This window comes from Streptococcus sp. 4886 (assembly GCF_013276485.1).
Lineage (GTDB): Bacteria > Bacillota > Bacilli > Lactobacillales > Streptococcaceae > Streptococcus.
The window spans coordinates 75962-90338 of sequence record NZ_VMLD01000002.1; the positions used below are offsets into that span (position 1 = coordinate 75962).

Annotated in this window: 15 protein-coding genes and 1 pseudogene; 12 read left to right on the plus strand and 4 right to left on the minus strand. The window is 40.5% G+C overall.

All coding sequences use genetic code 11. The features are described 5' to 3' along the window. The first annotated feature begins 35 nt into the window (after positions 1-35). From rnr to HT679_RS11205, 9 genes and pseudogenes are all read left to right on the plus strand, one after another. On the plus strand, positions 36-2390 hold the full coding sequence (rnr, locus tag HT679_RS00740; RefSeq protein ID WP_173212343.1) for a ribonuclease R: 2355 nt from the start codon (positions 36-38) through the stop codon (positions 2388-2390). Then, positions 2353-2820, plus strand: coding sequence for an SsrA-binding protein SmpB (smpB, locus tag HT679_RS00745; RefSeq protein WP_001051750.1), 468 nt, complete (start codon positions 2353-2355; stop codon positions 2818-2820). Before rnr ends, smpB begins: the two co-directional genes overlap by 38 nt. 15 nt (positions 2821-2835) lie before the next feature. Continuing rightward, positions 2836-3696 (plus strand): SAM-dependent methyltransferase TehB, encoded by an 861-nt coding sequence (gene tehB / locus HT679_RS00750; RefSeq protein WP_173212345.1) that lies wholly within the window; start codon positions 2836-2838, stop codon positions 3694-3696. A 73-nt stretch (positions 3697-3769) separates the two neighbouring features. After that, positions 3770-4723, plus strand: coding sequence for a competence protein CoiA family protein (locus HT679_RS00755; protein WP_173212347.1), 954 nt, complete (start codon positions 3770-3772; stop codon positions 4721-4723). A gap of 18 nt (positions 4724-4741) precedes the next feature. After that, a complete protein-coding gene (gene pepF / locus HT679_RS00760; RefSeq protein WP_173212349.1) occupies positions 4742-6544 on the plus strand; it encodes an oligoendopeptidase F in 1803 nt (600 codons plus the stop codon). 1 nt (position 6545) lies between these two features. Then, positions 6546-7259 carry an O-methyltransferase gene (locus HT679_RS00765; protein WP_004259562.1) on the plus strand — a complete coding sequence of 238 codons (714 nt, stop codon included), beginning with the start codon at positions 6546-6548 and terminating at the stop codon, positions 7257-7259. A gap of 66 nt (positions 7260-7325) precedes the next feature. Further along, positions 7326-8267 carry a peptidylprolyl isomerase PrsA gene (gene prsA, locus HT679_RS00770; protein WP_138704517.1) on the plus strand — a complete coding sequence of 314 codons (942 nt, stop codon included), beginning with the start codon at positions 7326-7328 and terminating at the stop codon, positions 8265-8267. A 307-nt stretch (positions 8268-8574) separates the two neighbouring features. Continuing rightward, positions 8575-8670 (plus strand): annotated as a pseudogene (locus tag HT679_RS00775) (IS630 family transposase); the annotation flags it as partial. An 11-nt stretch (positions 8671-8681) separates the two neighbouring features. After that, positions 8682-8840 carry a hypothetical protein gene (locus HT679_RS11205; RefSeq protein ID WP_237701464.1) on the plus strand — a complete coding sequence of 53 codons (159 nt, stop codon included), beginning with the start codon at positions 8682-8684 and terminating at the stop codon, positions 8838-8840. 278 nt (positions 8841-9118) lie between these two features. On the opposite strand, the gene HT679_RS00785 is transcribed toward HT679_RS11205, so the two are convergent. From HT679_RS00785 to HT679_RS00800, 4 genes are all read right to left on the minus strand, one after another. After that, positions 9119-9739 carry a histidine phosphatase family protein gene (locus tag HT679_RS00785; RefSeq protein ID WP_138704516.1) on the minus strand — a complete coding sequence of 207 codons (621 nt, stop codon included), beginning with the start codon at positions 9737-9739 and terminating at the stop codon, positions 9119-9121. Next, entirely contained in the window at positions 9739-10221 is a 483-nt protein-coding gene (locus tag HT679_RS00790) for an aminoacyl-tRNA deacylase (RefSeq protein ID WP_138704515.1), read from the minus strand. Before HT679_RS00790 ends, HT679_RS00785 begins: the two co-directional genes overlap by 1 nt. Beyond that, positions 10221-11063, minus strand: coding sequence for a DUF368 domain-containing protein (locus HT679_RS00795; RefSeq protein WP_138704514.1), 843 nt, complete (start codon positions 11061-11063; stop codon positions 10221-10223). Before HT679_RS00795 ends, HT679_RS00790 begins: the two co-directional genes overlap by 1 nt. Before the next feature lie 94 nt (positions 11064-11157). Next, positions 11158-11958 (minus strand): glycoside hydrolase family 25 protein, encoded by an 801-nt coding sequence (locus HT679_RS00800; RefSeq protein ID WP_173212351.1) that lies wholly within the window; start codon positions 11956-11958, stop codon positions 11158-11160. 144 nt (positions 11959-12102) lie between these two features. Between HT679_RS00800 and glmU the strand changes: the two genes are divergently transcribed. Genes glmU through macP form a run of 3 tightly spaced genes read left to right on the plus strand, consistent with a single transcriptional unit; the run spans position 12103 to position 14363 of the window. Next, on the plus strand, positions 12103-13482 hold the full coding sequence (gene glmU, locus HT679_RS00805) for a bifunctional UDP-N-acetylglucosamine diphosphorylase/glucosamine-1-phosphate N-acetyltransferase GlmU (RefSeq protein WP_138704512.1): 1380 nt from the start codon (positions 12103-12105) through the stop codon (positions 13480-13482). A gap of 9 nt (positions 13483-13491) precedes the next feature. After that, complete coding sequence (locus tag HT679_RS00810) at positions 13492-14037, plus strand: NUDIX hydrolase (protein ID WP_138704511.1); 546 nt, start codon at positions 13492-13494, stop codon at positions 14035-14037. An 11-nt stretch (positions 14038-14048) separates the two neighbouring features. Further along, entirely contained in the window at positions 14049-14363 is a 315-nt protein-coding gene (macP, locus tag HT679_RS00815; protein ID WP_000517865.1) for a cell wall synthase accessory phosphoprotein MacP, read from the plus strand. Positions 14364-14377 lie beyond the last annotated feature (14 nt).

The window sequence follows — 14377 nt, forward strand, 5'->3', positions numbered from 1 at the left end:
CAGTAAAAGAAAATTAAAAAATCTAGAAAGAAAATATGAAAGATAGAATAAAAGAATATTTACAAGACAAGGGAAAGGTGACTGTTAATGATTTGGCTCAGGCTTTGGGAAAAGACAGTTCCAAGGATTTTCGTGAGTTGATTAAAACCTTGTCCTTAATGGAAAGAAAGCACCAAATTCGTTTTGAAGAAGATGGTAGTCTGACATTAGAAATTAAGAAAAAACATGAGATTACCCTCAAGGGGATTTTTCATGCCCATAAAAACGGCTTTGGCTTTGTTAGTCTGGAAGGCGAGGAGGACGACCTTTTTGTAGGGAAAAATGATGTCAACTATGCTATTGATGGTGATACCGTCGAGGTAGTGATTAAGAAAGTCGCTGACCGCAATAAGGGAACAGCAGCAGAAGCCAAAATTATTGATATCCTAGAACACAGTTTGACAACAGTTGTCGGGCAAATCGTTCTGGATCAGGAAAAGCCTAAGTATGCTGGCTATATTCGTTCAAAAAATCAGAAAATCAGTCAACCGATTTATGTTAAGAAACCAGCCCTAAAGTTAGAAGGAACAGAAGTTCTCAAGGTCTTTATCGATAAATACCCAAGCAAGAAACATGATTTCTTTGTCGCGAGTGTTCTCGATGTGGTGGGACACTCAACGGATGTCGGAATTGATGTTCTTGAGGTCTTGGAATCAATGGACATTGTATCCGAGTTTCCAGAAGCTGTTGTTAAGGAAGCAGAAAGTGTGCCTGATGCTCCGTCTCAAAAGGATATGGAAGGCCGTCTGGATCTAAGAGATGAAATTACCTTTACCATTGACGGTGCGGATGCCAAGGACTTGGACGATGCAGTGCATATCAAGGCTCTGAAAAATGGCAATCTGGAGCTTGGGGTTCACATCGCAGATGTTTCCTACTATGTGACGGAAGGCTCTGCCCTTGATAAAGAAGCCCTTAACCGTGCGACTTCTGTCTATGTGACGGACCGTGTGGTCCCAATGCTTCCAGAACGCCTATCAAATGGAATTTGCTCACTTAATCCGCAAGTGGACCGCTTGACCCAATCTGCTATTATGGAGATTGATAAACATGGTCGTGTAGTCAACTACACTATCACACAAACGGTTATCAAGACAAGTTTCCGTATGACCTATAGCGATGTCAATGATATCCTAGCTGGCGACAAGGAAAAGAGACAAGAATATCAGAAAATTGTTCCAAGCATTGAACTCATGGCCAAGCTTCATGAAACTTTAGAAAACATGCGAGTGAAACGTGGAGCCCTCAATTTTGATACCAATGAAGCGAAGATTTTAGTGGATAAACAAGGTAAGCCTGTTGATATCGTTCTTCGTCAGCGTGGCATTGCCGAGCGCATGATTGAATCCTTCATGTTGATGGCCAACGAAACAGTTGCCGAGCATTTCAGCAAGCTGGATTTGCCTTTCATCTATCGAATTCACGAGGAGCCAAAGGCTGAAAAGGTTCAGAAGTTTATTGATTATGCTTCGAGTTTTGGTTTGCGCATTTATGGGCCTGCCAGTGAGATTAGTCAGGAGGCACTTCAAGACATCATGCGTACTGTTGAGGGAGAACCTTATGCGGATGTATTGTCCATGATGCTTCTTCGCTCTATGCAGCAGGCTCGCTATTCGGAGCACAATCACGGCCACTATGGATTAGCGGCTGACTATTACACTCACTTTACCAGTCCGATTCGTCGTTATCCAGACCTTCTTGTTCACCGTATGATTCGGGATTACGGCCGTTCTAAGGAAATAGCAGAGCATTTTGAGCAAGTGATCCCAGAGATTGCGACCCAGTCTTCCAACCGTGAGCGTCGTGCTATCGAGGCTGAGCGTGAAGTCGAAGCCATGAAAAAGGCTGAGTATATGGAAGAATACGTGGGCGAAGAGTACGATGCGGTTGTGTCTAGCATCGTTAAATTCGGTCTCTTTGTCGAATTGCCAAATACGGTTGAAGGCTTGATTCACATCACTAATCTACCTGAATTTTATCATTTCAATGAGCGGGATTTGACTCTTCGTGGGGAGAAATCAGGAACAACCTTCCGTGTAGGTCAGCAAATCCGTATCCGAGTTGAAAGAGCCGACAAGATGACGGGTGAAATTGACTTCTCATATATCCCAAGTGAATTTGATGTGATTGAAAAAGGCTTGAAACAGTCTAATCGTAGTGACAGAGGGCGTGGTTCAAGTCGTCGTTCAGATAAGAAGGAAGACAAGAAAAAATCAGGACGCTCAAATGATAAGCGCAAGCATTCACAAAAAGACAAGAAGAAAAAAGGCAAGAAACCTTTTTACAAGGAAGTAGCTAAGAAAGGAGCCAAGCATGGCAAAGGGCGAGGGAAAGGTCGTCGCACAAAATAAAAAAGCACGTCATGACTATACAATCGTAGATACGCTAGAGGCAGGAATGGTCCTGACTGGAACTGAAATCAAGAGTGTACGAGCAGCTCGAATTAATCTCAAGGATGGCTTTGCCCAAGTAAAAAATGGAGAAGTTTGGTTGAGCAATGTTCATATCGCTCCTTACGAAGAGGGCAATATCTGGAACCAAGAACCAGAACGTCGTCGAAAACTCCTGCTCCATAAAAAGCAAATCCAAAAGTTGGAACAAGAGACTAAAGGAACAGGAATGACCCTGGTTCCCCTTAAAGTCTATATCAAAGATGGTTACGCTAAACTACTTTTAGGTTTAGCTAAAGGGAAGCATGACTATGATAAACGGGAGTCTATCAAACGACGTGAGCAAAACCGCGACATCGCGCGTGTTATGAAAGCTGTTAATCAGCGATAAAAAGAGGAAATGAAAATGGAAAAACTAGTTGCCTATAAACGTATGCCTTTGTGGACTAAAGAAACCATGCCAGAGGCTGTTCAGCAGAAACACAATACCAAGGTTGGGACTTGGGGCAAGATTACTGTTTTAAAAGGAACTCTCAAGTTTATTGAATTGACAGAGGATGGTGAGGTTCTAGCTGAACATCTCTTTGAAGCGGGAGCAGACAATCCAATGGCGCAACCTCAAGCCTGGCACCGAGTGGAAGCTGCCACAGATGATGTAGAATGGTACTTGGAATTTTATTGTAAACCTGAGGATTATTTCCCTAAGAAATACAATACCAATCCTGTTCATTCAGAGGTCCTAGAGGCTATGCAGACAGTAAAACCAGGGAAAGCCTTGGATTTGGGCTGTGGTCAAGGCCGTAACTCTCTCTTTCTAGCCCAGCAAGGTTTTGATGTGACAGCTGTCGATCAAAATGAACTGTCCCTTGAAATCTTGCAAAGCATTGTTGAGCAGGAAGATTTGGATATGCCTGTTGGTCTTTACGATATCAATTCAGCCAGCATTGGGAAAGAGTATGATTTCATCGTATCGACAGTTGTTTTGATGTTTTTGCAAGCAGACCGCATTCCTGCAATTATCAAAAATATGCAGGAGAAAACTAGTATTGGTGGCTATAATCTTATCGTTTGTGCCATGGATACGGAGGATTATCCTTGCTCAGTGAACTTCCCATTTACCTTTAAAGAAGGAGAATTGGCAGACTATTACAAGGACTGGGAATTGGTCAAGTACAATGAAAATCCAGGCCATTTGCACCGTCGTGATGAGAATGGCAATCGTATACAACTACGCTTTGCGACCATGCTAGCTAAAAAAATCAAATAAACATGAATGAAGGTTGGGGAATTTTCCTGATCTTTTTTCTTTTTTACGAATAATATAGAAAAGGAGGGAAATCATGTTTGTTGCGAGAGATGCTAGGGGAGAGTTGGTAAATGTGTTAGAGGATAAGCTTGAGAAGAAAGCATACACCTGCCCAGCTTGTGGAGGTCAGCTCCGTTTGCGTCAAGGATCAAGTGTACGGACCCATTTTGCCCATAAATCCTTAAAAGACTGTGATTATTCCTCTGAAAATGAAAGTCCAGAACATCTGGCAAATAAGGAAGTCCTTTATCACTGGTTGAAAAAAGAGGCCGAGGTGCAATTAGAATACCTGCTTCCAGAGCTTAAACAGATTGCGGATGTGTTTGTAAATGGCAACCTAGCTTTAGAGGTTCAGTGTAGTCCCTTGCCTCAAAAAGTTCTTAAAGAGCGCAGTGAGGGCTATCGTAGTCAGGGTTACCAAGTACTGTGGTTGCTGGGAGAAAAACTGTGGCTCAAGGAGCGTTTGACCCGTCTGCAACAAGGTTTTCTTTATTTCAGTCACAACATGGGCTTTTATGTTTGGGAAGTAGACAGTGAAAAACAAGTTTTAAGACTCAAATACCTGATCCACCAAGATCTCCGAGGTAAACTCCATTATCAGATTAAGGAATTTCCCTATGGCCAAGATAGTCTACTGGAGATATTACGTCTTCCCTATAAGAAACAAAAAATATCTCATTTTACAGTTTCTCAGGATAAGGACATCTGTCGTTATATCCGGCAACAACTGTACTATCAAAATCCCATTTGGATGAAAGAACAAGCAGAAGCCTATCAAAAGGGAGAAAATGTCCTGACTTATGGGCTGAAAGAATGGTATCCACAAATTCGACCACTAGTAGGTGATTTTTGCCAAATTGAGCAAGATTTGACTAGCTATTATCAGTATTTTCAAACCTATTATCAAGAAAATCCTCAAAATGATTGGCAAAAGCTCTATCCACCAGCCTTTTATCAGCAATATTTCTTGAAAAATATGGTAGAATAGAAAGGATGGAGGAATCTAATGGTATTACAAAGACATGAAATAAATGAAAAAGATACATGGGATCTATCAACGATCTACCCAACTGACCAGGCTTGGGAAGAAGCCTTAAAAGATTTAACAGAAAAATTGGAGACAGTAGCCCAGTATGAAGGTCATCTCTTGGATAGTGCGAATAGTCTACTAGAAATTACTGAATTTTCTCTTAAGATGGAACGCCAAATGGAGAAGCTTTACGTTTATGCTCATATGAAGAATGACCAAGACACACGTGAAGCCAAGTACCAAGAGTACTATGCCAAGGCCATGACTCTCTATAGTCAGCTAGACCAAGCCTTTTCATTCTATGAGCCTGAATTTATGGAGATTAGCGAAAAGCAGTATGCTGACTTTTTAGAAGCTCAACCAAAATTGCAGCTTTATCAACACTATTTTGACAAGCTTTTGCAAGGTAAGGATCACGTTCTTTCACAACGCGAAGAAGAATTATTGGCTGGCGCTGGAGAAATCTTTGGTTCGGCAAGTGAAACCTTCGCTATCTTGGACAATGCGGATATTGTGTTTCCTTATGTCCTCGACGATGATGGTAAGGAAGTGCAGCTCTCTCATGGGACTTACACACGTTTGATGGAGTCTAAAAACCGTGAGGTTCGTCGTGGTGCCTATCAAGCCCTCTATGCGACTTATGAGCAATTCCAACACACCTATGCCAAAACCTTGCAAACCAATGTTAAGGTTCAAAACTATCGTGCCAAAGTTCGCAACTACAAGAGTGCTCGTCATGCAGCTCTCGCAGTAAATTTTGTTCCAGAGAGTGTTTATGACAATTTGGTAGCAGCAGTTCGCAAGCATTTGCCACTCTTGCATCGATACCTTGAGCTTCGTTCAAAGATTTTGGGGATTTCAGACCTCAAGATGTACGATGTCTACACACCGCTTTCATCTGTTGAATATAGTTTTACCTACCAAGAAGCCTTGAAAAAGGCAGAAGATGCCTTGGCAGTCTTGGGTGAGGATTACTTGAGCCGTGTTAAACGTGCCTTCAGTGAGCGTTGGATTGATGTTTACGAAAATCAAGGCAAGCGTTCAGGGGCCTACTCTGGCGGTTCTTACGATACCAATGCCTTTATGCTTCTCAACTGGCAGGACAATCTGGACAATCTCTTTACTCTTGTTCATGAAACAGGTCACAGTATGCATTCCAGCTATACTCGCGAAACTCAGCCTTATGTTTACGGTGATTATTCTATCTTCTTGGCTGAGATTGCCTCAACGACCAATGAAAATATTTTGACGGAGAAATTATTGGAAGAAGTGGAAGATGATGCAACGCGCTTTGCTATTCTCAATAACTTCCTAGACGGTTTCCGTGGAACAGTTTTCCGCCAAACTCAATTTGCTGAGTTTGAACACGCCATTCACCAAGCGGACCAAAATGGTGAAGTCTTGACAAGCGATTTTCTAAATAAACTCTACGCAGACTTGAACCAAGAGTATTATGGTTTGAGTAAGGAAGACAATCCTGAAATCCAATACGAGTGGGCTCGCATTCCACACTTCTACTATAACTACTATGTATATCAATATTCAACAGGCTTTGCAGCAGCCTCAGCCTTGGCTGAAAAGATTGTCCATGGTAGTCAAGAAGACCGTGACCGTTATATTGACTACCTCAAGGCAGGTAAATCTGACTATCCACTTAATGTCATGAGAAAAGCTGGTGTTGATATGGAGAAGGAAGACTATCTCAACGATGCCTTTGCAGTCTTCGAACGTCGTTTGAATGAGTTTGAAGCCCTTGTTGAAAAATTGGGATTGACATAAGATGGTTGAATCATATAGTAAAAATGCCAACCATAACATGCGTCGCCCTGTCGTCAAGGAAGAAATTGTAGACTTGATGCGTCAGCGCCAAAAGCAAGTCACAGGATCTTTGAAAGAATTGGAAGACTTTGCCCGCAAGGAAAATATTCCCATTATTCCCCATGAAACGGTAGCTTATTTCCGTTTTCTCATGGAAACCATGCAACCTAAAAACATTCTGGAAATTGGGACGGCCATCGGTTTTTCAGCCCTCTTGATGGCGGAACATGCGCCAAATGCCAAGATTACAACTATTGATCGCAATCCAGAAATGATTGGTTTTGCCAAGGAAAATTTTGCCCAGTTTGATAGTCGTAAGCAAATCACTCTCCTAGAAGGAGATGCGGTAGATGTCTTATCAACCTTGACAGAGTCTTATGATTTTGTCTTTATGGATTCTGCCAAGTCTAAATACATCGTCTTTCTACCAGAAATCCTCAAACATTTGGAAGTTGGAGGTGTGGTTGTCTTGGATGATATTTTCCAAGGCGGTGATGTTGCCAAGGACATTATGGAAGTCCGTCGAGGTCAGCGAACCATCTATCGAGGCCTTCAAAGACTATTTGATGCAACCTTAGACAATCCAGGACTCACTGCAACATTAGTCCCTCTGGGGGACGGCATTCTCATGCTTCGTAAAAATGTAGCAGATGTTCAATTGCCTGACAGCGAATGATTTTCAGAAAAATTTAAGAAAATATAGTACAATAGATAGAGTAACACTTATCTCAAAGGAGTAGACATGAATAAAAAACTATTGGCAGGTGCCATTACACTATTATCAGTAGCAACTTTAGCAGCTTGTTCGAAAGGTTCAGAAGGGGCAGACCTTATCAGCATGAAAGGGGATGTCATCACAGAACATCAATTTTATGAGCAAGTGAAAAGCAACCCTTCAGCCCAACAAGTCTTGTTAAATATGACCATCCAAAAAGTTTTTGAAAAACAATATGGCTCAGAGCTTGATGATAAAGAGGTTGATGATACTATTGCCGAAGAAGAAAAACAATATGGCGAAAACTACCAACGTGTCTTGTCACAAGCAGGTATGACTCTTGAAACACGTAAAGCTCAAATTCGTACAAGTAAATTAGTTGAGTTGGCAGTTAAGAAGGCAGCAGAAGCTGAATTGACAGATGATGCTTATAAGAAGGCCTTTGACGAATACACTCCAGATGTAACGGTTCAAATCATCCGTCTTGATAATGAAGATAAGGCTAAAGAAGTTCTCGAAAAAGCCAAGGCAGAAGGTGCTGATTTTGCTCAATTAGCCAAAGATAACTCAACTGATGAGAAAACTAAAGCAAATGGTGGAGAAATTACCTTTGATTCTGCTTCAACGGAAGTACCTGAGCAAGTCAAGAAAGCCGCTTTCGCTTTAGATGTAAATGGCATTTCTGATGTGATTACAGCAACTGGCACACAAGCGTACAGTAGCCAATATTACATTGTAAAACTCATTAAGAAAACAGAAAAATCATCTAATATTGATGACTACAAAGAAAAATTAAAAACTGTTATCTTGACTCAAAAACAAAATGATTCAACATTTGTTCAAAGCATTATCGGAAAAGAATTGCAAGCAGCCAATATCAAGGTTAAGGACCAAGCCTTCCAAAATATCTTTACCCAATATATCGGTGGCGGAGATTCAAGCTCAAGCAGTAGTGCATCAAAAGAATAGTCCAAATCAATAAGTCAGGAAAAAACTCGACTTCAGGAAAAAATGAAGTAAATCTTCCCACAATAAAACGCATAGTACAAGGTTTTCAATACCTGATATTATGCGTTTTTTGATTTTAAAGACTTTTTGACCAGCCTCATTTTTTTAACTTAATACTCAGTGAAAAGCAAAGCTTAAACTAGGAAGCTAGCTGTAGGCTGCTCAAAGAACAGCTTTGAGGTTGCAGATAAAACTTATGAGGTCACTAACATATATAATGTGAAGCTGACATGGTTTGAATAGATTTTAGAAGAGTATGAGTCTGGAAGTTTTAATGGATAATGTAAGATTCCATAGAATGGGTAAGCTAGAGTTCTTATGTGAAGAGTTTGGGCATAAACTTTTACCTCTTCCTCCCTACTCATCTTATACTCAATGAAAATCAAAGAGCAAACTAGGAAACTAGCCGCAAGTTGCTCAAAGCACTGCTTTGAGGTTGTAGATAGAACTGACGAAGTCAGCTCAAAACACTGTTTTGAGGTTGCAGATAGAACTGACGAAGTCAGTAACATATATACGGCAAGGCGACGTTGACGCGGTTTGAAGAGATTTTCGAAGAGTATTAGTATAGAAAAGTGAATCTGAAATAGTACATCACTGCTTCTAAAACATTCTTATAAATTGATTTAAATTCTCAAATCACATTATTCAGTTCTTATTTCATTTTGCTTTACAATCCTGTTGAGAAGACACGTGTTCATATCAAAAAGGTATTGGCAAGTTGCAATACCTTTTTACGAGGCTCTTTTGTCTTATTTTTGTTTCAACTGACTATATCTCCTATTGTTCTAGTTCAGAAGGCTAGGCTATAATTATGATTGATAAGAAGTATCATTCCAAGTATCGAGAGTGAATGTTTCAAAATCATGGGTTTCTAGAATGGTCAGGCTGGCATTTGCTAGACCGCCATATTTACGAAGAAGTGGTTCTTTATAACCTAGAAGAGTACGAAGACTGGCAGTAAGATTGGCACCGTGACCGACAATTAGAATACGCTCAGCTGGACTATCTTTTAATGATTTGATAAATTGGATGGTCCGTTGCGTGGTGCTATAGAGGGATTCGGCTCCAAACATTTGAGTGTCAAATTGAGCAAGATTAGATCGGAAAGCTTTGATTTGTTGCGGGTAAATAGCTTCCAAGGTTGCAATTTTCAAACCTTCCAACTTCCCAAGTTGCCATTCACGAATATTAGGGACACTTTCTAAAGAACAGGGCGTCTTGAGTTGACTTTGGATAATCTCAGCAGATTTGACCGCTCGAGGTAAATCACTTGAATAAATCTGATTAAAAGGAACATCCTTGAGATACTGGCCTAGTCGTTTTAGGGTTTCAATGGATTCAGGAAGAAGGGGAGAATCTCCACTAGCACCTTGAAAACGACCTTCTTGGTTCCAGACAGTACGACCGTGGCGGACAAAGTAGAGTTTCATTACTTGCTGTCCTCCAAAATATCTACAAAGTCTGCCTTTACAAAGCTAGCCAAGTCTTGTGGAGCAACGATAATGCTGTGACCAACTTCGCCAGCAGAGACAATCATTTGATCCAAGTCTAGAGCAATTTTATCGATAAAAATGGGATAATTGTGTTTCTGACGAATTCCGACAGGATTATTTGCTCCATGAATGTAACCAGTTGTTTTTTCCAAGTCCTTTTGTGGAATCATGCTCACTTTTTTGTTGCCAGAAATTTTGGCTAGTTTCTTTTCCGACAAGTGTTGGGTGATAGGGACAATTCCAATAATTGGTCCTGTTTTATCTCCCAAAAGAGCCAAGGTTTTGAAAATCCAATCTCGTTCATAACCTTGAGGCAGCTCTCCTTCTAGGGCATTGATTTGAATGCCCTGATGTGGGATACCTGCTTTAGACAGGATTTGTTCCACCAATGTTTTTTTGATTTTCACTTTTTTTGCCATTATTTATATTTATCCTCCAATTGGCTCATCCAAATACCAAGCCAGATTCCTAGAGCAAAGAAGAAGGCGATGATGACATACCCAACAAGAGAAAGATCTGTGTATTGGATACTTTCAGCGTTTCCTGCATTTGGAATCAAGATCAAAAGGGTGCTTGATAGGACGATTCCGATGATGAAATGATAGACGCGTGAGTGGTAGTTGTTTAAGGCATAATCCATCAATTTTGAAAAAACGATGAGAGTTGCACCTGCACCAATTCCAATCGGGAAGAAGGTTCCCAAGAGGTCAAAGGTTTTAAAACCAGTCAACATGGGAGCATAGAGACCCAAAATCAAAAGTAGATTTGATGGACTGAGGCCAGGAACCAATACGCCAAGAGCCAGCAGTGCACCTGCTAGGACGAAATTAAGAAAGCTAGCACTTAAGGTTCCAACGACAAAATTTAAGGCATAGAGTCCTAGTCCAGAAATGATAAAGGTTGTCCAGAACCAAGCTAAATCAATCTTGTCTCGATCAGATTCTCGAGTTGATTCCTTGAGGAGGCTAGGAACTGTACCAATGATGGCACCCGCAAAGCTCCATAAGACAAAGACCTGATAATTTTCAAGCAGGTATTCAATTGGGTAGGAAAATAAGCCGATTCCCAGAAGCATACCGATGGCAACTGGAATAAAGTACAAAACATTTTCTTTAAAGTCTTTAAAAGGATGGGCCAGAAAGCCAATCATTCGTTCGTAAATGCCTAAGATTGCTGCTAGAACCCCTCCGGAAATTCCCGGTAAGATAAATCCAAGAGCAATCACAATCCCTTTAATAATGCGCACTAACCATGAGAGCATATACTTCCTCCAACTATTTCTATTTCAAAAAATCCTTACTATATTGTATCACAATCAAACACAAAAAGAAAAAGCAAATGCTAAACAAATGCTTTTAAGGTTTTAAAAAGAGTTTTCGAAAGGTTTCTTCTTTGTTTTTTAAGGGAGAGATGACGTTGATATCCAAATTGTGGTCAAAGCCGGCAATTTTCCCTTTAGATGTGTATTGGTGAATATCATAATCTAAATCAGTTTTAGGACTGCTTTCCAAAAATCCTGAGTCTGAGCCGTAGGACGGAATCCAAACAGAGGTAAACTTGCCTGTATCAATACTGTGTTCTTCCATGAAGTAGACCCCAACGTAGATTCCGATGTTTTTAGCACCTAGTGATGCCAGTTTTGCTCGAAAGGCTTCAACACCCTCGTTCATATTGGACATGGTTTTGTCTTCTACGTCTAGCCAATAGTAACTAGGGCTGTAAGGAGAGGCAGCATTGTAGAAAACCTCAGCGGCTTTTTCCATTTCTTGGACACTTTTTCCAGCTACATAAGCGTAGACCCCAACTGGGACATTCCGTTTTTGAAGTTCAGTGATATGACTCTTATAGGCCTTGTCTATTCCATTGATAAAGGAAGCATCATTTTCTTTTGTCGTTTGAGCACCACTATGAGCACGAACAATAGCGCCTGAAATATTTTGTGAGAGGGCATCGTAGTTGATTTCCTCAGGACGCTGCCAGCCAGAGAGGTCAATAATCGGTTTGTCTAAGTGTTTCAAAGCCTGTGCTTCAATCTGCGCTATGTTGGATTTTGTTTTAAAGGATTGGTTGTCATTAAGTGGGCGATTGATGATTAAAATGAAAATTATGATCCCAAAAAAACCAAATAAAATAAGTGGATGAATTTGTTTTCTCATATCTCATAATTTTACCCTAAAAATGAAAAAAAATCAAAAAAAATGGGTTAAGGAAAGGACTTTGGAGCATTTTTTCATTCAAGAGCGCGGAATGATTTGAAATATGGTATAATAAAAGGGAATTTCTAGAGAAAAGAGAAGATTATGTCAAATTTTGCCATTATTTTAGCAGCGGGTAAAGGGACTCGCATGAAATCTGATTTGCCAAAAGTTTTGCACAAGGTTGCGGGTATTTCTATGTTGGAACATGTTTTCCGTAGTGTGGGAGCTATCCAACCTGAAAAGACAGTAACAGTTGTAGGACATAAGGCAGAATTGGTTGAACAGGTCTTGGATGGACAGACAGAATTTGTGACTCAATCTGAACAGTTAGGGACTGGCCATGCAGTTATGATGACAGAGCCTATCTTAGAAGGTTTGTCAGGGCACACCTTGGTCATCGCAGGAGATACTCCGTTAATCACTGGTGAAAGCTTGAAAAACTTGATTGATTTCCACATCAATCATAAAAATGTGGCGACTATCTTGACTGCTGAAACGGATAATCCTTTTGGCTATGGACGAATTGTTCGTAATGACAATGCTGAGGTTCTTCGCATCGTTGAGCAGAAGGATGCCACAGATTTTGAAAAACAAATCAAGGAAATCAACACTGGAACATATGTCTTTGACAACGAGCGTTTGTTTGAGGCTTTGAAAAATATCAATACCAACAATGCTCAAGGTGAATATTATATTACAGACGTCATCGGTATTTTCCGTGAAGCTGGTGAAAAAGTTGGTGCTTATACTTTGAAAGATTTTGATGAGAGTCTTGGGGTAAATGACCGTGTGGCTCTTGCGACAGCTGAGTCAGTTATGCGTCGTCGCATCAATCATCAACACATGGTCAATGGGGTTAGCTTTGTCAATCCAGAAGTAACTTATATTGATATTGATGTTGAGATTGCTTCTGAAGTTCAAATCGAAGCCAATGTTACCTTGAAAGGGCAAACGAAAATTGGTGCTGAGACTGTTTTGACAAACGGTACTTATGTAGTGGACAGCACTATAGGAGCAGGAGCGGTCATTACCAATTCTATGATTGAGGAAAGCAATGTTGCAGACGGCGTAACTGTCGGACCTTATGCCCACATTCGTCCAGGTTCAAGTATCGCTAGCCAAGCACATATTGGAAATTTTGTTGAGGTTAAAGGGTCTTCAATCGGCGAGAATACCAAGGCTGGTCATTTGACTTATATCGGAAACTGTGAAGTGGGTAGCAAGGTTAATTTTGGTGCAGGAACCATTACAGTCAACTATGACGGCAAAAACAAATACAAGACAGTCATTGGCAACAATGTCTTTGTTGGTTCAAATTCAACCATTATTGCGCCAGTTGAGTTAGGTGACAATTCCCTCGTTGGTGCTGGTTCAACTATTACCAAAGACGTGCCAGCAGATGCTATTGCTATTGGTCGTGGTCGTCAGGTCAACAAAGATGAATATGCGACTCGCCTCCCTCATCATCCTAATAATCAGTAGGAGTCTGTCATGGAATTTGAAGAAAAAACACTTAGCAGAAAAGAAATCTATCAAGGACCAATATTTAAACTGGTCCAAGATCAGGTTGAATTGCCAGAAGGCAAGGGAACTGCAAAACGTGATTTGATTTTCCACAATGGAGCTGTCTGTGTTTTAGCTGTAACCGATGAGCAAAAACTCATCTTGGTCAAGCAGTACCGCAAGGCCATCGAGGCTGTCTCTTACGAAATTCCAGCCGGAAAATTAGAAGTAGGAGAAAATACAGACCCTGTAGCAGCTGCTCTTCGTGAATTAGAGGAAGAAACAGCCTATACAGGGAAATTAGAACTCTTATATGATTTTTACTCAGCCATTGGCTTTTGTAATGAAAAGTTAAAACTATACCTAGCCAGTGATTTGACAAAAGTGGAAAATCCGCGTCCGCAGGATGAGGATGAAACCTTAGAAGTCCTTGAAGTGAGCTTAGAAGAAGCTAAGGAATTAATCCAATCAGGTCATATTTGTGATGCCAAGACAATTATGGCTGTTCAGTATTGGGAATTGCACAAAAAATAGAGGAGGTCAGTATGGGTAAACCTTTATTAACGGATGAAATGATTGAAAGAGCTAATAGAGGCGAAAAAATTTCAGGTCCTCCTTTGCTAGATGATAATGAGGAGACTAAGATTTTACCAACCTCTTCTTCCCGTTTTGGCTATGCCAATCCTAAGGATCATGGCTTTAGCCAGGAAACCTTGAAGATTCAGGTCGAACCATCTATTCATAAAAGTCGTCGCATTGAAAATACTAAGAGAAATGTCTTCAATTCTAAGTTGAATAAGATTTTATTTGCAGTCATCTTTCTCTTGATTTTGCTTGTCTTAGCAATGAAACTTTTGTAATAGAAAAGGAATTG